The 20,181-nt window shown below is 68.2% G+C and carries 16 protein-coding genes; 7 read left to right on the forward strand and 9 right to left on the reverse strand.

All coding sequences use genetic code 11. The annotated features are described in order from the left end of the window. Positions 1–5: 5 nt before the first annotated feature. Together ABGB08_RS18780 and ABGB08_RS18785 are read right to left on the reverse strand one after the other, a co-directional pair. Positions 6–218, reverse strand: a complete 213-nt coding sequence (locus ABGB08_RS18780; protein ID WP_347591933.1) for a hypothetical protein — start codon at positions 216–218, stop codon at positions 6–8. Between the two features lie 10 nt (positions 219–228). Then, the gene (locus ABGB08_RS18785; RefSeq protein ID WP_347591935.1) at positions 229–411 is read right to left on the reverse strand and encodes a hypothetical protein; all 183 of its coding nucleotides are present in this window, start codon (positions 409–411) and stop codon (positions 229–231) included. Between the two features lie 830 nt (positions 412–1,241). Between ABGB08_RS18785 and ABGB08_RS18790 the strand changes: the two genes are divergently transcribed. From ABGB08_RS18790 to ABGB08_RS18810, 5 genes are all read left to right on the forward strand, one after another. Continuing rightward, positions 1,242–2,339: a helix-turn-helix transcriptional regulator gene (locus ABGB08_RS18790; RefSeq protein WP_347591937.1), complete on the forward strand. Its 1,098-nt coding sequence runs from the start codon at positions 1,242–1,244 to the stop codon at positions 2,337–2,339. Beyond that, positions 2,329–3,015 (forward strand): hypothetical protein, encoded by a 687-nt coding sequence (locus ABGB08_RS18795; RefSeq protein WP_347591939.1) that lies wholly within the window; start codon positions 2,329–2,331, stop codon positions 3,013–3,015. The genes ABGB08_RS18790 and ABGB08_RS18795 overlap by 11 nt, the downstream gene beginning before the upstream one ends. Continuing rightward, positions 2,955–3,485 (forward strand): hypothetical protein, encoded by a 531-nt coding sequence (locus tag ABGB08_RS18800; protein ID WP_347591941.1) that lies wholly within the window; start codon positions 2,955–2,957, stop codon positions 3,483–3,485. The genes ABGB08_RS18795 and ABGB08_RS18800 overlap by 61 nt, the downstream gene beginning before the upstream one ends. Positions 3,486–3,569: 84 nt before the next feature. Then, positions 3,570–4,064 (forward strand): GNAT family N-acetyltransferase, encoded by a 495-nt coding sequence (locus ABGB08_RS18805; RefSeq protein ID WP_347591943.1) that lies wholly within the window; start codon positions 3,570–3,572, stop codon positions 4,062–4,064. Positions 4,065–4,093: 29 nt separating this feature from the next. Then, complete coding sequence (locus ABGB08_RS18810) at positions 4,094–5,314, forward strand: endo-1,4-beta-xylanase (protein ID WP_347591945.1); 1,221 nt, start codon at positions 4,094–4,096, stop codon at positions 5,312–5,314. A 3-nt stretch (positions 5,315–5,317) separates the two neighbouring features. Here the strand turns inward: ABGB08_RS18810 and ABGB08_RS18815 are convergent, their stop codons facing one another. Next, on the reverse strand, positions 5,318–5,872 hold the full coding sequence (locus ABGB08_RS18815) for a CGNR zinc finger domain-containing protein (protein WP_347591947.1): 555 nt from the start codon (positions 5,870–5,872) through the stop codon (positions 5,318–5,320). Between the two features lie 277 nt (positions 5,873–6,149). Here ABGB08_RS18815 and ABGB08_RS18820 point away from each other — a divergent pair, with 277 nt between their 5' ends. After that, a complete protein-coding gene (locus ABGB08_RS18820; protein ID WP_347591949.1) occupies positions 6,150–10,439 on the forward strand; it encodes a discoidin domain-containing protein in 4,290 nt (1,429 codons plus the stop codon). A 51-nt stretch (positions 10,440–10,490) separates the two neighbouring features. On the opposite strand, the gene ABGB08_RS18825 is transcribed toward ABGB08_RS18820, so the two are convergent. Beyond that, on the reverse strand, positions 10,491–11,315 hold the full coding sequence (locus ABGB08_RS18825) for a DUF4253 domain-containing protein (RefSeq protein ID WP_347591951.1): 825 nt from the start codon (positions 11,313–11,315) through the stop codon (positions 10,491–10,493). 93 nt (positions 11,316–11,408) lie between these two features. Between ABGB08_RS18825 and ABGB08_RS18830 the strand changes: the two genes are divergently transcribed. Beyond that, positions 11,409–13,304: a serine/threonine-protein kinase gene (locus ABGB08_RS18830; protein ID WP_347591953.1), complete on the forward strand. Its 1,896-nt coding sequence runs from the start codon at positions 11,409–11,411 to the stop codon at positions 13,302–13,304. On the opposite strand, the gene ABGB08_RS18835 is transcribed toward ABGB08_RS18830, so the two are convergent. From ABGB08_RS18835 to fxsT, 5 genes are all read right to left on the reverse strand, one after another. Then, positions 13,301–13,885, reverse strand: a complete 585-nt coding sequence (locus tag ABGB08_RS18835) for a class F sortase (RefSeq protein WP_347591955.1) — start codon at positions 13,883–13,885, stop codon at positions 13,301–13,303. The two genes, ABGB08_RS18830 and ABGB08_RS18835, sit on opposite strands and share 4 nt — an antisense overlap. Before the next feature lies 1 nt (position 13,886). Then, on the reverse strand, positions 13,887–14,696 hold the full coding sequence (locus ABGB08_RS18840) for a DUF4397 domain-containing protein (RefSeq protein ID WP_347591957.1): 810 nt from the start codon (positions 14,694–14,696) through the stop codon (positions 13,887–13,889). A 21-nt stretch (positions 14,697–14,717) separates the two neighbouring features. Then, positions 14,718–15,590 carry a hypothetical protein gene (locus tag ABGB08_RS18845; RefSeq protein WP_347591959.1) on the reverse strand — a complete coding sequence of 291 codons (873 nt, stop codon included), beginning with the start codon at positions 15,588–15,590 and terminating at the stop codon, positions 14,718–14,720. A 165-nt stretch (positions 15,591–15,755) separates the two neighbouring features. Continuing rightward, a complete protein-coding gene (locus tag ABGB08_RS18850) occupies positions 15,756–17,021 on the reverse strand; it encodes an MFS transporter (RefSeq protein ID WP_347591961.1) in 1,266 nt (421 codons plus the stop codon). 525 nt (positions 17,022–17,546) lie between these two features. After that, on the reverse strand, positions 17,547–20,036 hold the full coding sequence (fxsT, locus tag ABGB08_RS18855) for an FxSxx-COOH system tetratricopeptide repeat protein (RefSeq protein WP_347591963.1): 2,490 nt from the start codon (positions 20,034–20,036) through the stop codon (positions 17,547–17,549). Positions 20,037–20,181: the final 145 nt, after the last annotated feature.

Here is a 20,181-nt window from a genome sequence, read left to right on the forward strand (position 1 = left end):
CATGCTCAGGTCGTTTTGAGGGTAACCAGATAAGCCAAGATCAGAATGGTGAGGAACACCACCAGGACGCTGCCGCCGCTGATCGCCACGACGATGTGGGCGCGCCGGATCAGCCAGCGGATCGCACCGAGCACCAGCATGATCGCACTGCCCAGAATGAGCAGCGTCAGGATGGTGGGGTCGACGGGAACGGGCGCTTGCACCAGGAAGTGGAGCATTGCCATGGACTCACCTCACTGAAGTTAACTTGATTGTCGCCAGCAGCACCTCCGGTTCGACCGGTTCGGTGAGATAGCCTTCCGTCTCCCGCGCCAAGCCCTGGGTACGGTCCCGCACCTCGACCGCCGTCGCGGTGAGGTGAATGGCGGGCACCGTCGCGCTGGCGGGTTCCGCCTTGATGCGCTCGCGCAACTCCCATCGCTGGAGAGCAGGGAGTCAAGTATGTGTCCCTACGAAGTGGAATCAGTGTGGTAGGCAGCGGCCGTATCCCCATCCACGGCACCCTGCTCGAAGCCGTGGGCCCGATGACTATCCTTCCGATCTTCATCTCCTACCGGCAATTCTCAGGCGGATGGCTCTCTTGGCCTTTACCAATTTCCATCTGATCTGCTCGCGCCTGGTCGCATCGACAACCCGGGAGGACACTGACCTGTCGATCGCGACGCAATCTTCGCTTGCGTCGCCGTGCTAAGGCCCATGCAATCGAAGCCCCGATTAGCGAGGCGAGAAGATTGTTCGCGAGATCGATGAAGTAGCCCATGCCACGCCTATTGCCTGGTAGAGACGTTGTTGCGCCAATTGTGGAGCACTGTCCACGGCGAGAGCAAGGGTGATCGGCCGTCTCTAAGAATTCATGTGAAATCGGTGTATTGCTAAATCAATTGATGGATGGGTTTGTGGGTTTGGTGAACTCACTTAATTGTGGCTGGGAGTGTTTGAAGTGTGAAGTTTCGAAATTTGCCCGCTGATGTTAACACTCACTTCAGGGCATTCAGCTGAACGGATACTGTCGCCGGACGCGTCTGATGGCCATCAAACATGCGGGCCATCGTTCCGTGACTGATCAGCGGATATGATCACCTTGGGTTCTGTCGTGGGACGTCGGACTTCCCGCGAGTTTCCCCAGGTCGGCGGGGAGGACACCGATTCAGTCACAAATGAATCTTGATCAACGCCTCTCGACGTGGAACCTTAGAAAAGGTTTGCTTAAGGTCCTGAAGTTCAGGTGAATCGGAGTTCGAGTGACGGACGAGGGCCCCCATGCGGGGATCGCGCTGGCGCGCCGGTTACGAGCGCTTCGCGAAGAGTGCTGGCCGGGCCTGCGGATCACCCAGGCTCAGCTCTGCGCCGCCTTCGGGGTCAGCGTTCCGTTGATCTCATCATGGGAGTCGGCGCGCACCCCGAAGATCCCGCCGCTGGAGCGGATCAAGAGCTACGCGGCCTTCTTCGCCACCGAACGGTCGATGGAGGGCGCCACACCCCGGATGCTCACGTTGCGGGAGCTGACCGATGCGGAACGGTCCGAGTTCGACCAGCTTTACACCGAGCTGAAACGACTGCGCGTCGCCGCGCTCGTCGGCCAGGACGCAGTCCATGTGAGCGCGGAAGACAAGCGCGCCGCCTTCAGCGAGGGCCCGTGGCATTTCGACGACGGTGTGCCGATCACCATCATCTGCTCCCAACTCCCGGACTCCCAGCGAGCCAAGATCCCGTACGCGGATCCGAACACGCCCGATTACATCGACCTCTACCGCTACTCCGACCTCGATTCACTGCTCGAGCTCCACGGCCACCTGCGTGCCGCGAATCCGCTCAGCCTCGTCACCCTGCGTTCGGTCGAGGATCTCAGCGCCGACGATCTCAGCACCCACATCGTGTTGCTGGGCGGCGTGGACTGGAACCGCATCACCGCGTCGTTTCTCGACCGGCTCGAACTCCCCGTGCGGCAGGTGTCCGACTGGGCCGGCGAGAAGGGGCCCTATTTCGAGGTTGACGAAGTCGACGGCACGCAGCGGTATCACGCCACGCTGGGCCAGGACCAGACTCTGCTGGAGGACGTGGCCTTCTTCTATCGGGGCCCGAACATCAACAACGTCCAGTGCACGGTCAGCATGTGCAATGGAATGTACGCGCGGGGCGTCTACGGCGCGGTCCGGGCGCTGACCGACGCGCGGTTCCGGGAAAGGAACTCCGGGTATCTGCGTAGGCGTTTCGCGGGTGCGGACGCCTACTGCATGCTCATGCGGGTCCGGGTCGAAGGCAGGCTCGTGCTCACGCCGGACTGGACGATCGACGCGGCTCGGCTGCACGAGTGGCCGGAGCCGCTGGATGAGAGCTGAGGCCGCGCCGGACCACCACGATTCGCATCGGCATCTGATAAGCGAATACGACGACCTGCCCGACAATGCTCCGGGGCCCGTGCACGCCATCGTCGTCCCCACGATCCGGCATCTCCGCTGGCTGCGGCACGCGGTCCGGCTGGCGCAGCACCTGAGCTGCCCGCTCGTGTCGCTGCACAGCCGGAACGGGAGCAACGCCGAACTCGCGGACGCGATCGTGCCGTCCGCGGTGCACCTCATCGCGATCGACATCGACGACGTCGGCGCGCTGAACCTGCCGGACTTCGCGACCGACGCCCTGCTGCGGGGCACCCCTTTCGTGCGATTCACCGACCTGAGCGCCAAGCGCAACCTGGGGCTGGTGCTGGCCCGGATGATGGACTGGCAGCGCATCGTCTTCCTCGATGACGACATCGAGGTCGGCGCGCCGCACGAAGTGTCACGGGCCGCCTCGCTTCTGGACATATACGACGTGGTCGGGATGCGGATCGGCGGATACCCCGACAACTCCGTGGTGTGCCACGCGTACAGAGAGACGGGGGGCGTCAGGACTCGTTCGTGGGGGGTGGCGCTCTCGCCGTGGAGACGACCCGGAACTTCTCCTTCTTTCCGAACGTGTACAACGAGGATTGGTTCTACCTGCTGGGGGAGAAGACGGTGCGGCCGCTCGCCGTGACGGGGCTGGTGCGGCAGCGGCCGTACGACCCTTTCGACCGGCCGATCCGGGCGCGTGATCAGGAGTTCGGCGATGTGCTGGCCGAGGGCGTCTACTGGCTTCTCGACGAGCGGCCGGAGCATGGGTGGAGCGTGGCGGCGGATCGCTGGCACTGGGAGCGCTTTCTCGCGCGGCGCCGGAATTTCATCGAGCGCGTGCTCCGCCGGGTGCGGGAGTCACCGGAGACCGCGCGGTTCGACCGGAAGGACGCGGAGGCCTCTCTGCAGGCCGCTCTCGGCCGGCTCAGTCGGATCGAACCGGAGTTCTGCGTCGCCTATCTGGAGGCGTGGCTGGAAGATCGTATTCGGTGGGAGAAACACCTGAGTGGCTTGCCCAAACACCTGCCGAGCTTCGCCGACGCGGCCGAATACCTGGTCGGAGAGGGAAAACCGGGACTGCGCTGGAAACATCGGGTTCCCGATAACCTATGATTTCTCCGGCGTTTAGCCGGGAATGTGTGGTTTGTGGGACATATTGATATCCGACGGGCCGATTACGGAGATCTTCCTGACCTGGTGCGCACGCTGGGGCAGGAACACTATTTCCGTGATCGGCTGAACTCCCAGGCCATCGGCCATGGTGTCCTGCTGATCGCCTGGCAGCACGGCGCCCCCGTCGGCGACGTCTACCTGTGGCTGGCGGCGGCCGAAGAACGAGAACTCCGGGTGCATTTACCGGACGTGCCATTGATCACCCATGTGGAGGTCGTCGAGGGCCGGCGCAATAGGCGGGTGGGCACCCGGCTCATTCGCCACGCCGAACGTTTTCTGTGGGAAGCCGGACGCAAGCAGGTCGCCCTCGGTGTGGCCATGGACAATGACGCCGCCCGGCGGTTGTACCTTCGGCTGGGTTATACGGAATGGCCACACGGCCCGGTGGCCACCACGGAAGTCGTTTTCCTTCCCGACGGGACGCGTGAACTCCGGCCGGAGTTGTGCGCGATCCTGACCAAGCACCTCGACCGCGGCTGGACAGATGACCATACCGGCGGGCCGGGGATCTCACCCTAGATGGGCGGGTGTGGTTGGAGAATGGGGATATGTCGGCGATCAGGGCTGTCCGGGCGGCGGATGTGACGTTGCGGGTGACCGCGGGAGGGGCGCCGCTGGGCGAGCGGGAGGTGGTGGTCGCGCAGCGGGAGCACGCGTTCCTGTTCGGGTGTACCGGGTTTGATTTCGTGGATCTGGCCAACGGAGCCGGGAGCGAGCAGGACGAACGGCTGGCCGAGTTGTGGTTCGGGCTGTTCAACGCGGTGACGTTGCCGTTCTACTGGGGGCGGTTCGAGCCCGAGCGGGGGCGGCCGGACACCGCGCGGCTGCTGACGACGGCCCGGTGGTTCGCGGAGCGCGGGTGCGTGGTCAAAGGGCATCCGCTCGCCTGGCACACGGTGACGGCGGACTGGCTGATGGATCTGCCCAACGACGAGATCGCGCGCGCGCAGGTCGAGCGGATCACACGGGAGATGACCGATTTCGCCGGGGTCATCGACATGTGGGATGTCATCAACGAAGTCGTGATCATGCCGATCTTCGAGCAGTACGACAACGGCATCACCCGCATCTGCCGGGAGATGGGCCGGATCCCGATGGTGCGCATGGTGTTCGACGCCGCCCGCGAGGCCAACCCGCGCGCGACCCTGCTGCTCAACGACTTCGACATGTCCGCCGCGTACGAATGCCTGATCGAGGGCGTCCTGGAAGCCGGGATCAAGATCGACGTGCTCGGCCTGCAGAGCCACATGCACCAGGGCTACTGGGGCGAGGAGAAAACCCTCGCCACCATCGACCGTTTCGCCCGGTACGGCCTGCCGATCCACTTCACCGAGACGACCCTCCTGTCCGGCCACCTGATGCCCCCGGAGATCGTCGACCTGAACGACTACCAGATCCCCGACTGGCCGACGACCCCCGACGGCGAGGCCCGCCAGGCCGACGAGGTCGTCCGCCACTACCGGACCCTGCTCTCGCACCCCTCGGTCACCGCCATGACGTACTGGGGCATGACGGACGGTGGCTGGCTCGGCGCCCCGGGCGGCTTCGTCCGCTCCGACGCAACCCCCAAACCGTCGTACGAGGCCCTGTGCGCCCTCATCAAGGGCGACTGGTGGCTCCCCCCGACGACCTTGCGCACCGACGCGGAGGGCCGGGTCCGATTCAACGGCTTCCTGGGCACGTACGAAGTCTCGGCGGCCGGAAACAGCGCCACCTTCACCATCGACACCCCTGGCGCGTTGACGGCCGAGGCCACGCTCACGAACTAGCGGCTACTGGGCGCGTTTCGCCTGACGGTAGACGCGCATCTTGGCGCGGGTGCCGCAGACGGCCATGGAGCACCAGCGGCTGCCGCGGTTGCGGGAGCGGTCGTAGAAGACCCATTCGCAGCGGGGCTCGTGGCAGGCTTTGAGGCGTTGCCAGGAGCCGTCGGCCACCGCGCCCGCGACCGAGTTGAGAATGATCGCGAGCGCCCCGCGAATATCCGTGAGCGCGGGCTGAAGGCCCAGACGGCCGGCGCCGAAGCCGACCACGAGGGGACAGTTCCTGGCGATGTGAGCGATGGCACGGCGTGCTTCCAGGTCGGGATCGTTGCCGTTGTTCTCGCGCAGGAGCGCGCGGACCGCCTCCCGCAGCACCACGGCGTCATGCCGGTCGAGCTCCCCGACCGGGAGCGAGCCGAGGCCGTTGCGCGCCAACCAGCCCGCCAGCCCCTCAGTAGTCGCGAACTCGTCGGGGCCGAACTCGATGTTGACGCTGTTGACGAAGACCTGAACGAGGCCGAGCGGGCCGGGAGCGACGGCCCTATCCGCCGGGGGGACCTTCATACCCTCCTATCTAGCTCATCAGGTGACGAAACGGCGACAACGGCTGTCATGCGGTCGGAACACTCACGTTTCAACCCGTTGACGGGCACGTATCCCCTATGTAACCTTTGGCCAGCGCTGCGCAAGAATCTTGCAAAGTGCTGTTCAATTTCTCGCTGTTCCTCGCAACTTCAGGGATGCACTGCGTCCGTGCACCTGCCCCCCATCCGCGTCCGGTGACGGCAACGCGTCGCGCCGGCCCAGCCCTGTCGTTCCTGACGAGAGATAGAAGAGCGCGATGAGAAAGACGCACGGACCGTTACGCATGGTCGCCGCCGCGGTCGCGGCCGGCCTGCTCGTCCTGGTGGGGTCGGTCGTGCCGGCCGCCGCCGCGGGCGGGCCCAACCTCAGCCTCGGCAAGACCGCCTCGGCCAGCTCCACGACCGCGGGACACGCGGCGAGCAACCTCAACGACGGTAACCAGGCCACCTACTGGGAGAGCGCGAACAACAGCTTCCCGCAGTGGGCCCAGGTCGACCTGGGCAGCGCCACCAGCATCGACCAGGTGGTCCTGAAGCTCCCCGCCGACCCCGCCTGGCAGACCAGGACCATCACCCTGTCCCTGCAGAGCAGCAACGACGGCACCAGCTACGCGACGATCGTCGGCTCGTCCGGCCGCACGTTCAACCCGGCCACGAACAACACGGTGACCATCGACTTCCCGGCCGTCACCACCCGCTACGTCCGGGTCAACATCACGGCCAACACCGGCTGGCCCGCCGGCCAGCTCTCCGAGCTCGAGGTGTACGGCACCAGCACCGGCGGCTCCGCCAACCTCGCTCAGGGCAAGACCATGACGGGCAGCAGCGTCTCGCAGAACTACGTCGCGAGCAACGCCAACGACCTCAACCAGGCCACCTACTGGGAGAGCAACAACAACGTCTTCCCCGAGTGGCTGCAGGTCGACCTCGGCGCGTCCGTCTCGGTCAACCGCGTCGTGCTGAAGCTGCCCGCCTCCGGCTGGGCCACCCGCACCCAGACGCTCGCCGTCCAGGGCAGCACGAACGGCTCCACGTTCAGCGACATCGTCGCCTCGGCCGGATACGTGTTCAACCCGGCCTCCGGCAACACGGTCACGATCAACTTCGGCGCCACCACCACCCGGTACGTGCGGCTGAACATCACCGCCAACACCGGCTGGCCGGCCGGGCAGATCTCCGAGTTCGAGGTGTACGGCCCGAGCACCGGCGACCCCACCCCGCCGACCGCGCCGGCCAACCTGGCGTTCACCGAGCAGACGCCGGGCCAGGTCCAGCTGACCTGGACCGCCTCCACCGACAACGTGGGCGTCACCGGCTACGACATCTACGCCAACAACCAGCTGCGGGCCAGCGTCGGAAATGTCACGACATACACCGACACGCAGCCGCTCAGTGCTACGGTGACGTACTTCGTCCGGGCCAAGGACGCCGCGGGCAACCAGTCGGCCAACAGCAACAGCGTGACCCGGCAGGGCCAGACCGGCGACACCCAGAACCCGACCGTGCCCGGCAACCTGGCCTACACCGAGCCCGCCTCCGGCCAGATCCGGCTGACCTGGACCGCCTCCACCGACAATGTCGGCGTCACCGGCTACGACGTCTACCGCAACGGCGCCGTCGCCGCCTCGGTCGCCGGCAACGTGCTCACCTACACCGACAACCAGCCCGCCACCGCGACCGTGACGTACCACGTCCGGGCCAAGGACGCGGCCGGCAACCTCTCCGGTGAGTCCAACTCGGTGACCAGGCCCGGCTCCAACCCGCCGGGCAGCAACCTGGCCACCGGCAAGGAGATGGTCGAGTCCGGCCACGTCCACACGTTCGTCGCGGCCAACGCCAACGACGGCAGCCTGGACACCTACTGGGAGGGCGCGTCCGGCACCTGGCCGAGCACGCTCACCGTCAAGCTGGGCGCCAACGCCAACATCACCTCGGTGGTGCTGAAGCTCAACCCGTCCAGCGCGTGGGGCACCCGTACCCAGAACATCCAGGTCCTGGGCCGCGAGCAGAGCGCCACCGGCTACACCAACCTGGTGACGGCGGCCAACTACACGTTCAACCCGGCCTCGCAGAACAGCGTCACCATCCCGGTGACCGCGACGACCGCGGACGTGCAGCTCCGCATCAACAGCAACACCGGCGCGCCCGGCGGCCAGATCGCCGAGTTCCAGGTGTTCGGCACCCCCGCCCCCAACCCCGACCTGGTCGTCACCTCGGCCACCTGGTCACCCGCCTCCCCGGTCGAGACCGACGCCATCACGCTGTCGGCCGTGGTCCGCAACAACGGCACCGCGAACGCCCCGGCGACCAACGTCAACCTCTACCTGGACACCACCCGGGTCGCCACGGTGAACGTGCCGGCGCTGGCCGCGGGCACCCAGACGACCGTGACCGCCAACATCGGCCCGCGCGACGCCGCAAGCTACTCGGTGAACGCCAAGGTCGACGAGGCCAACACGATCATCGAGCAGAACGACGGCAACAACAGCTACGTCAACACCACCGCGCTGGTCGTGCGCCCGGTCGACAGCTCCGACCTGGTCGCCTCCCCGGTGGCCTGGACCCCGAGCAACCCGTCGGGCGGCCAGACCGTCACCTTCAGCGTCGGCATCAAGAACCAGGGCACGGTGGCCTCGGCCGGCGGCGCCCACGGCATCACCCTGACCGTACTCAACGACCAGGGCACCGTGGTCCGCACGCTGACCGGCTCGCACACCGGCGTCATCAACGCCGGCGCCACGGCCGCCCCGGTCAGCCTCGGCACCTGGACGGCCGCCAACGGCCGCTACACGGTCCGCGTCGTGCTGGCCAACGACGCCAACGAGCTGCCCGTCAAGCAGGCCAACAACACCACCAACACCAGTCTCTTCGTGGGCCGCGGCGCGAACATGCCGTACGACCACCTGGAGGCGGAGGACGCCGTCCGCGGCGGCGGCGCCGGTCTCGTCGGCCCGAACCGCACCATCGGCGACCTCGGCGGCGAGGCCAGCGGCCGCCGCGCCGTCACCCTGAACACCAACGGCGCGTTCGTCGAGTTCACCACCCGGGCGACCACCAACACCCTGGTGACCCGATTCTCGATCCCCGACTCGGCGGGCGGCGGCGGCCTCAACTCCGCGCTGAACGTCTACGTCAACGGGACCTTCCACAAGGCGATCAACCTGACCTCCAAGTACGTCTGGCAGTACGGCAACGAGGCGAGCCCGAACAACTCGCCCGGCTCCGGCGGCCCGCGCCACATCTACGACGAGGCCAACATCTTCCTGAACCAGTCGTTCCCGATCGGCACGAAGATCCGCCTCCAGAAGGACCCCGGCAACGACACCACGTACGCGATCGACTTCATCGACACCGAGCAGGTCGCGCCGATCGCCAACCCCAACCCGGCCACGTACGTGGTGCCGACCGGCTTCACCCAGCAGGCCGTCCAGGCCGCCTTCGACAAGGCGCGCATGGAGACCGGCTGGGAGGGCGTCTACCTGCCCACCGGCGACTACCAGACGTCCCAGAAGTTCACCGTGTACGGCAAGGCCATCAAGGTCGTCGGCGCCGGCCCCTGGTACACCCGGTTCTACGCGCCGACCGGCCAGGAGAACACCGACATCGGCTTCGACGTGCAGTCGTCGGCGAACGGCGCCTCCTTCACCGGCTTCGCGGTGTTCGGCAACTACACCCAGCGCAACGACGGTCCCGGCAAGGTCTGGAACCTGACCGGCGTCAGCAACATCTCGATCGACAACATGTGGATCGAGCACCAGATGGTCATGGTGTGGGGCACCAACATCAACAACATCAGCCTGACCAACAGCCGCATTCGCGACATGTACGCCGACGGCCTCAACTTCACGAACAACAGCCGCAACAACACGGTCAGGAACATCGACGCCCGCTCCACGGGTGACGACGCCTTCGCCCTGTTCAACGCGGTCGACATCGTGCAGGGCGACAACACGGGCAACCTCTTCGAGAACCTCTCGGTGACCACCCCGTGGCGCGCGGCCGGCCTGGCGATCTACGGCGGCTTCGACAACACCTTCCGCAACATCTACATCGCCGACACCCTGACCTACTCCGGCATCACGGTCAGCTCGCTCGACTTCGGCTACCCGTTCCGGGGCTTCGGCACCACGCCGACGCGGATCGAGAACGTCTCGATCATCCGGTCCGGCGGCCACTTCTGGGGCCAGCAGACCTTCGGCGGCATCTGGATGTTCTCGGCCTCCAAGGAGTTCCGCGGCATCCGGATCAGCGACGTCGACATCGTCGACCCGACGTACAGCGGGATCATGTTCCAGACGAAGTACACCGGCAGCACGCCGGAGTTCACCCACACGGACACGATCTTCACCAACATCACGATCACCGGGGCGCAGAAGAGCGGCGACGCCTTCGACGCCAAGTCCGGCTTCGGGATCTGGGTCAACGAGCTGCCGGAACCCGGTCAGGGCCCGGCGGTCGGCTCCGCCACCTTCAACAACCTGGTGCTGAGCAACAACTTCCAGAACATCAAGAACACCACCTCGACCTTCACCCTCAACATCAACTGACATCCGCACGCAACGGTGCCGCCGGAGGCCAGGCCTCCGGCGGCACCGCCGTCAGTCCCACCAGAACGACCAGGCGTGCTTGCCCCGGATCTGCTCCGCGTAGTCCTCCAGCGTGCCCGGGCCCTGGATGATGCTGTCCGGGCAGAACGTCCAGTGCTCCGCCGCCACGTGCAGCGCGTGCAGCCCGGAGGCCGGCGGGGCGGCCACGCTGAGTTCCAGTGTGTTGAAGCCCGCGCCCACCACCCGCACCCCGAAACGCTCCTCCCAGCTGCGCAGCACCGCCGCCAGCGGGACCGTCCACTCGTTGTGGTTGATCGCGCCCTGCCAGCCCATCACCGCCAGCGCGTCCGCGCCCCGGTCCGCCGCCACCAGGCCGAGCGGCGTGCCGTTGCGGGACAGGACGCGCGCGTACCAGTCGGCGACCACGCCGGGCTCGGCCACCAGCGTGCCGGGCTCGGCCAGGCCGGGGGAGACCGGGCCGAACGGCTCCAGGTTGCCGATCTGGTCCTTGTCGGCCTGCTCCACCCAGTCGGCCCACACCTCGTCCATGAAGTCACCGGCCCGGAAGTTGTCGATCTCGGCCGCGGTGTCCGGCGCGATCTGCCCGATCGACCAGGGCTGCACCGACTCCTCCAGCAGCAGCGGCCACAGCCCCGACACCGGATGCTCGGCGCGCAGCCGGGCCCACAGCTCGCCCGGCACCGGGTCGTCGCTCAGCCAGAACGCCGGGCGCCGGTGCTCGCGCCGCCGCTCGAAGTTCGGGTCGGGCCAGACCGCCGCGCCTTCGGGCAGCTCCACGCCCAGCGACCGCCCCTCGCCGTCGTCGGCGAAGAGCTCGCGTATCTCGGGTGGCAACTGCCCTTTCCTAACCGGCACGGCGAAGAGAATAGTTCACGCGTTCTTCCGCCGGTTTCCGGAACTGGCCGTTTGGCCTATCGTCGTGCTCGTCGCCCGCACGTGGAGGTCGCCATGCCGCTGCCCCGTCCGTTGCGGCCGGGCGATCCCGAGGTCCTGGGGGACTACCGGCTCAGCGGGCTCATCGGCGAGGGCGGGCAGGGCACGGTCTACTACGGGGAGACGTCCACCGGGGAACCGGTCGCGGTGAAAGTGCTGCACGCCCGGTTCTTCGAGCGCGACGACGCGGAGCGGCGTTTCTTCAACGAGGTGGCCGCGGCCCGCCGGGTGGCCGCGTTCTGCACCGCGCGCGTGATCGACGCGGATATCACCCACGCCAGGCCGTACATCGTGAGCGAATTCGTGGACGGCGAGTCGCTGGACTCGCTCGTCCGCCGGGAGGGCCCGCGGGACCCGGGCGCGCTGGACCGGCTCGCGGTCGGCACCGCCGCCGCGCTGGCCGCCGTGCACCGGGCCGGGATCGTGCACCGCGACTTCAAGCCCGCCAACGTGCTGCTCGGCGCGGACGGCCCCCGGGTGATCGACTTCGGCATCGCGCAGGTCGTGGACGCCGCCGGGACCGAGGCCAGCCGGGTGCAGGGCAGCCCCGCCTACATGTCGCCCGAACAGCTCGCGGGCCGCCGCCCCGGGCCGCCCTCGGACGTGTTCAGCTGGGCGGTCACCCTCAGCTTCGCCGCCACCGGCCGCCCCGCGTTCGGCAACGACTCCATCCCGGCCGTGATGAACCGCATCATGCACCGCGAACCCGACCTGACCGGCGTGCCCGCCCGGCTGCGCGGCGTCCTGCTCGCCTGCCTGGCCAAGGACCCCGCGGCCCGGCCCACCGCCGCCCAGCTGCTGATGACGCTCGTCCACGCCAAAGACGAGGCCGCCCAGCCGCGGACCCGTTCCTTCCCCCGCTGGGCGCTCGGCGCGACCGCCGCCGTGGCCGCCGCCGGGGTGGCCATCGCCGTCCCGCTCTGGCCGCGCCCACCGGTGGTCGTCCCGGCCGCCGTCCAGGCCGCGCCGATGAGCCTGCCCCCCGTGGGCCCGCTCTTCGGCCAGCCCCTCGGCACCCCCTTCAAGGGTCACACCAGCGAGGTCCTCTCCCTGGCCACCGCCACCCTCGGGACCCGCCCGGTGGTGGTCTCGGCCGGGCGGGACGGCACGATCCGCGTCTCCGACGTGCGGACCGGCGCTCCGGCCGGGCCCGCCCGCCACGTCGACGCGCTCACCGTCTCCGCCCTCGCCCTCGGCGACCTGGGCGGCCGCCAGGTCCTGATCTGCGGCGGGTACGGCACCGGGCTCTGGCTCTCCGACCTGTCCACCGGGCGCGCGCTCCCCTTCGGCGCGGCCAAGGGCGACGTGCTCGCCCTGGCCATGACCAGCCGGGAGGGCCAGCCCGTCCTGGTCGCCGCCGGCCAGCGCGCCGTGCGCGTGCTCGACCTGGCCACCGGCCGGTCGCTGCTGGCGCTGGGCGGCGGCGCGTCCGACGTCGCCACGGCCGAGCTCGGCGGGCGCCAGGTCATCGTCACCGCCGCCCTCGACGGGACCGTGCGCGTCTGGGACGCGGTCACGGGCGAGCCGGTGGGCACGCCCTTCGCCGCGCCGGGCTCGCGGCTGGCCCTGGCCGTGGTCGGCGGGCGCCCGGTCGTGGTGTCCGGCGCCGCGGACAACACGCTGCGGGTGCACGATCTCGAAACGGGCGCGCCCGTGGGCGAGCCGTACCCGGGGCACACCGACCGGATCAGCGCCGTCGCCACCACCGTGCTGGACCGGCGGCCGGTGGCCGTCACCGGCAGCTGGGACGGCCAGGTCCGGGTCTGGGACCTCATCTCGGGACAGCCGGTCGGCCCGCCGCTGGCCGGTCCTGGCGGCTGGGTCACCTCGGTGGCGGTCACCGAGGTGGACGGGCTGCCGCTGCTGCTGGCGGGCAGCCGGGACGGGACCGTGCGGACCTGGCGGCTCTAGCCGAGCGAGGCGAAGGCGATCACGTTGTCGGCGTAGTGCCGGCGGGCCTGGTCGAAGGTTCCGCCGCAGGTGATCAGGCGTAGCTGGGCGTCGTGGGTGGGGCCGTAGACGGCCTCGGTGGGGAACTCGTCCTTCGGATAGGCGCGGACGTCGTCGATCAGGAACCGGACCCTGGTTCCGTCCGCGAGTTCGACGTGGACGGCGTCGCCGCGCCTGAGCTTTCCCAGGTGGGCGAAGACCGCCGGGCCCGTCCGGCTGTCCAGATGCCCGGCGATCACGGCGGGGCCCGGGTCGCCGGGGCGCACCCCCGCCGCGTACCACCCGGCGACGGCGGGGTCGACCGGCGCGATCATGACACCGTCGGCGTCCAGGGCGAGCCGTTCCAGCTTGCTCCGGACGTCGATGGCGGGCACCGAGACGGTGACCGGTTCTGCGTGCCGTACCGGCGGGGAGACGATCGCGGTCTGGCCCTGGACCGCCGACCAGCCCGGAACCGGAACCGGGGCGGCCGGCGGCGCGGGGGGCGGGTCCGCCGTGCCACACCCCGTCACCAGCAGGGCGACGGCCAGGGCGCGCCGCATCTCAGCCGCTGCGGCGGCGGCGCAGGACGACGAGCGCCGCGGCCAGCGCGATCCCGGCGAGCGCGATCACGGCCAGCACACCGTCCGGGCGGCCGCTCTGGGCGAGGCCGCCGAGGCCGGTGTCCACCGCGCCTCTGGGGATCACGCCGGGCGCGGCCGCGTCGCGCAGGCTCAGCAGGTCCAGGCCGCTCTTGCCGTCCAGGATCACGACCGTGTTCGTGCTGCCCGGCGCGAGCGCCACCTCCGCGCTCGCCGACATCGCGCCCGCGGCCGCCGTGATCTTCTGGGTCTCGGCGTCCACCGGCCGGTAGTCCGGCGTGTCCGCGAACTTCAGGCTCTCCTCGAACACCGCGCCGCCCGCCGTCACCTTCAGCGTGCGCTCCTTCAGCGACGCCGCGATCACCCGCAGCCCCGCCTTGCCCGACGGCAGTTCCATCGAGTCCGGCAGCACCTGCAGCCGGATGCTCTGGTAGGGGCCCATCCCCGCCACCGTGTACGCGTTGCCCCCGGCCACCCGCACGTTCGCCGACAACACCGGCGGCGTCGTGGCCCCCGCCCCCGCCGGGCGCATCGCCACCGTGTACTGCCCCGCGTTCAGGTTCTGGTACGGCGAGACGCCCCCGTACGGCACCGCCTCGAGCACCAGCTTCGGCGTGCTGCCGCCGAACGGGTAGAGGTAGACGTCCACGGCCGGGGTGTCGGGGGACAGGTGCGCGAGCCGTACGTGCCCGACGGCGGCGGTCCGCGCCTGCGCGGGCGCGGCGATCGCGAGGACGAAGGCGACAAGAATGGCGATACGCGAAAAGATCATGGAGGCCAGCTCCCTGGGAGGTCAGGAGGAGAGGGAGCCCGTCGGGCTCGGTGCGGAATACCGGATGCGCAGGATTGTGGACGCTGCGTCACTCGGCTGAGCCAGTTTGACCTCGATGGGATGGAATCGTGATTGCTGCGCATCCAAAAACCGGATAATTCCCGAAATCTTGGCTTTGGAGGGCTTGTGGCCGTCGATTGAGCTGATTTCCACACTTCGCAGGGGGACTCCCGGGTCGGCGCCCGCGTCCCCGAACGCCCGCACGTACAGCCGGTGCGTGGCCGCGATCGCGGCCAGCGCGCTCAGCAGCCGCGCGTCCACCTCGCCCGCCGCCAGCTGCCGGGTCGCGTCCGGCGCCGCCGCCAGCCGCGGATGCCCGAGCAGCTCCCGCCCCGCCCTGCGCCGATCCGCCGCGTCCCGCGCCAGATCCCGCGCGAACCGCCGCACCCCCTCCGGCGTCACCCGCCGGACCTCGATCTCCGCCACCCGCGCCAGCGCCCCCGGCGCGAGCACCGGATCCAGCCCCGCCCCGAACATCGCCCGCACCGCCGGGGTCACCACCACCACATCGGCGTTGAGGATTTCATCCTCCGCGCTCCGCAACGGCAGCAGCGTCCCCGGATCCACCCCCGCCCCCGCCAGCTCCGCGCACATCGGCGGATCACACCCCACGATCCCCCGCACCTGAGCCCCCACCCACCGGGCCGCGTCCCCCCGCGACAGATCCGCGACCTCCACCTCCCGCAGCTCCCGCGACCGCTCCACCTGCGGCGCCGCCACCTCCCTGACCGCACGCGAATTCACGAACGCCCCCGCGACAAGCACCCCCGCCGCCGCCAGCGACAACCCCGCGGCGACCCGGACCTGCCGCCCAGGAGGCACCCCAAACCGCACCCGACCTCCAAATCCCACCAGCAGCCTCGCTCAGGTCACCACACCACCACAGCACGTCGCAAGCCTGGCCGCTCAGCTCAGATCGACTCCGCCGGCGAGCCGAGCACCCACCTGAGCGGCGCCGCGCACAAGCGCGCTCCCTCGGCTCGCGCCTGCCACGGTTGATCACTCGCCTGGCCGCCCGGTCTCGTTCATTTGGCGTTCGAGTTCAGCCAGCCGCCGCCACGCCTCCCCCAAGCTCATAGCCATGGCTGAGGTCGCGAAGAGCATGAACACCACCTCGATGGCCGCCCGTGCGGTGAGCCAGGACGCCAGCAGTCCGCCGAGCGGAGCCGCCAGGCAGACCGCGCTATGAGACATCAGCCGGAAGACGCCGCCCACGCGGGCCAGTTTCCGCCGGTCCACGTGACGGATCTCATACGTCCTGATCGACACGTTCAGCAGTCCGCCCGCGCATCCCGTGATGAGCGTGGCGAGGGCGTAGAAGAGCGGCTCTCCTGGGGTCGCGATGAGCAGCGCCAGCACCCAGATCCACATGTGCATGTTCAGCGTGCTCGCAGCCGGTTTGATCAACGTCCGCAGCGAGGGCAGCCGGGCGAGAGAGGATCCGATCACGCCGCCGATGCCGCCGGCCGCCAGGACGCATCCCACCAGGATCGGTGAAAGTCCGGCCGAATTCACCATGAAAATCATAATAATCGCATTAATGGCCAGGTTTCCCGCGGCGGTGATCAGCATGGCTTGGCGCAGGAACGGGTGGCCGAACAATTCGCGGAATCCGTTGGCCATCTCGGCGAGCAAAGAGCCTATGGGCGGTTTTGACGCACGCCGCTCTGTGTGCTTCAGTTCTGCAGACCTTTTGCTGCGTGGGGCTTTCGCTATTCCGGAAAGGAACCTCGCGGACAGTAGGAAAACACCGGTGTTCAGTATGAATGCCGGTAGCCGGCCCAGCTCGAATAGCATTCCGCCGAGCGGTCGACCGGCCATTACCGCGATATGTACGCAGATCTCGCTGGCGGAGAATCGCGCCGGTGCGTTCTCCCTCGATATGAGGGTGGACAGTAGGGTGGTTTCGGCAAGCGAGTAGGTGACGCAGAGTGCCCCTTCGATGAACGCGACCACGATGATGTGCGCGATCGTGACCTGCTCGATCGCTATCGCGACGCCCAGGCTCCCGATGGCCATTGCGCGCCCGAACTCGGTAAACCGCATGATCAGACGAGGGTCGGTCCGGTCGGCGAGCACGCTGGCCGGTAGATAGAACAGCAGGCTGGGCACGGTGAGCGCGAACGTCACCAACCCCAGGATCACCGGTGACTTCGTGATCGACAAGGCCAGCAGCGGGTAAGTGATCCCGATGACCCGTGACCCGAGCGTGGATGCCGCGATGCTGCAGGCAGCGAGCCTGAACTGCACCCGCCGGGGGCGCATCTCCGCTCGTCGTCTTCGAACGGGATTAGCGCGTCTGGATTTCTTCACTTTTTTCTCCGAATAATGATCTCGGATGTCGTGGAAGCGGCGTTACGTCGCGCTTTTGTGACGGCTCAGCGCATAGTTCATATTCATCGGCCTACTTGGCAATGAATCACGGTTGGAAATCGGGGTGTGACGAGAGCTCGCGGCCCGATGCAAGGTCCGTGCATGGCGAGATACCCGCATTCCGGGTTCGTTTAGACGGTTCCTCGCGTGACTGGGATCACCTGAGGAAATGAAGCATAGCGCCAATCCATTGTGATGGGGCAGTTTCACCCCATCAAGGGATCTCGAGCAGGCACAGGTCATCGGTTCTACTGCCGTAGTCAACCTTGTCCGGCTATTGCACCCCAATTTGGTCAATATGCGCGCCAAAGGGGTGATAGCGGTGCGAATGCTCGAAACTAGTGCCGTGGCGATCTGTGGGGGAGTCGTCGGCTGCCACCCCGAAGCTTGGCAGTCGAGACGCGGGCAGCTGGCCGGTCAGATCGGCTGCGGGTCGAAGTCGCAGTTCATCCGGACGCCGCGAGCCGCGAGCACCGCGTCCGGGTGCTCCACGCCGTCCTGCGCCGGGTAGCGGGCCAGGGTGTCCTCGATCAGCCGGTCGGCTTCCTCCGCCGCGCCGGCGGCGCGTAGGTCGAGCGCCAGGTTGGACGCGCATGCCAGCGTCATAACGTGGTCTTCGCCGAAGAAATCACGGAGCCGGGCCAGGACCTCGTCGCCGTACCGGCGGGCCTGCTCGGCCGCGCCCAGCGTGGCCAGGTCGGACTGCAGGTTCACGGCGCAGGTGAGGGTGTAGTCGTGCGGCCAGCCGAGCCGATTCACCAGGGCATCGACCGCCGTTTCGTTCAGCCTCCTTGCCGTTTCCGCCTTGCCGCGCAGCCGGTACAGGATGGCGAGGTTGCCGTTGCAGGCGTGTGTGAACGGGTGGTCTTCGCCGTACACCATCGGGTAGCGGGGCACCGTTTCCAGGGCGAGCGCGAACGCCTTGTCCAGATTGCCCACCATGCGGTAGGCGTTGGACAGGCTGATCGCCGTCGCCATGGTGTCCGGGTGGAGCTCGCCGAACTGCCGCCGGAGCCGGGTGTGCGTGTCCTTCGCAAGTTCAAGCGCGTCGTCCAGGTCGCCTCTGCGGCGCTTCGCGATCGACAGGTCCGTGGCCGCCAGCAGCGTCTGGTGGTGGTCCAGCGACAGCTGCTGCTTGCCGTAGTCGAACGCGTCCTGGGCGAGTTCGCAGGCCATCCCGTAGTCGCCGCAGAGCCGTACCGCGCGAGACAGGGCGCTGTAGGCGCGGAGCTCCTGGCGAGGGCCTACCCGCCGAGCTGTGCTGAGGTCGAGCAGCAGCGACTGCAGTAGGTCGCGGGCCCGGTAGTAGTCACTCGCCAGCAAGTAGTCGATGGCCAGGTTGTGGCGGGCCCGGAACACGTTGGCCTCCTCGGGAGGCCTGGTCGCCTGGTAGCTGATCAGCAGGTCCTCGTCCAGCTCGCGGGCCCGGTGGAACTCTCCTCTCGCGCGGAGCGTGCTGCCGTAGCTGTTGGTCGCCCACAGCGTCTCGGAGTGATCGCGGCCGAGCACGGCGCGCATCTGGTCGAGGGTCTCGTGGTCGTTCTCGTACGCGGCCGCGTACATGCCCAGGCCGCGCAGGATGTTGCCGAGATGCTTGCGGGCCACCAGCACGTCGGCGTGCTGGGGGCCATTGCGCTCGGTCCACTGGGCGATGAACTCCTCGGCGAAGGTTCGGGCCAGGTGGTAGTCGCCCGCCAGGTAGAGGTAGCGGACGGTGTTGAGCGCGAACTCGCGGACGTTCGGCAGCTGGCACTCGGCCAGCCTGGAGTGCGCGATGTGCGGGACGAGCTCCTCGAAGCTCTTCCAGTTGTTGTTGTCCTCGGCGTCTGTGGGCGCGCTGTGCGCCAGCAGCAGGTGCACCTCATGCCGGATGTCGTGCTGTTCGACCTCGGTGAGCTCCTCCCGGAGCAGGGTCTGGATCAGCCGGTGCACCGTGATCGTCCGGGTGGTCGAGTCGATCTTGGCGAGGGCGTACCGGCCGAGCACGCTGAGCGCCTTGGTGAGCATCAGCGGATCCGCCAGGATGGGGGCGATGCGCGGGGCGTCGGCCTTGGTGCCGCGCCGGAACACGTCCCGCGGGATCGGCTCTGGGCCGAAGAACGCGCAGCAGCGCAGCACCTCGATCGCCTCCGGCAGCCGCCGCCGTAGCTCGTGCACGGACAGCCCCCACGCCGCCGCCATGGACTGCGGGTAAGCCTCGGCCTTGTTAAGCGCCATCAGCCGGGTGGTCTGCTCGTCCAGCAGTTCGATGTACTCGTCGATGGACATGGCCGTCTCGAACATAAGCGCCCCCGCCTGCTCGAGCGCCAACGGCAAGTCCCCGAGCTTCTCGGCCAGGGTGTCGGCCAGCTCGTCATTGATCTCCCGCCGCACCCGCCTCGTCAGGAACGTCACGCTCTCGTCCCGGTCGAAGACGCTCACGTGGAGCGTCGTGCCGTGGCTGGTCCACAGCGTGTTGCGGGAGGTGATCAGCACGTGGCCCGAGCCGCGCGGGATGTAGTCCTCCAGATCGGTCGGCTGGTTCGCGTTGTCGAAGATCACCAGCCAGCGCCGGTACGGCTCGCCGCGCTCCAGCGCCCGTTTGACCAGCGCCGCGGTCTCCTCCACGCCCATGTTGATGCCTGGCGGCAGTCCGAGACGCGGCGCCAGCGCGGCCATCGAGGCCGGGACCCAGTAGACGACGTCGTAGTGGCTGCGGTACCGCCACGCGTATTCGATCGCCAGCTGGGTCTTGCCCACGCCGCCCTGCCCCTGCAGGGCCTGCGGCCGCGCCTCCGGCACCACCGCGGTGACCTGGTTGATCCCATCCCGCAGCTTCAGCAGGAGATCCTCCCGGCCGGTGAAGTGCGGATTACGCGGGGGGACGCGTTCCCAGATATCCGGTTGCCGGTCCGGAGACGAATGCACGGCGCCACCTGAAAGTTCCACCTGAAACCTCCACCCCTGGCCCAGCACTGAAATCTGGGATATGACGCAATACTAAAGCTTGATTCGCGCCCGTGGTGACTAAAGAATCATAAGGAAGCACGGCGGGGTTTCGGGGTGCCAGGCG

The sequence above is a fragment of the Acrocarpospora sp. B8E8 genome (assembly GCF_039871605.1).
GTDB lineage: Bacteria > Actinomycetota > Actinomycetes > Streptosporangiales > Streptosporangiaceae > Acrocarpospora > Acrocarpospora macrocephala.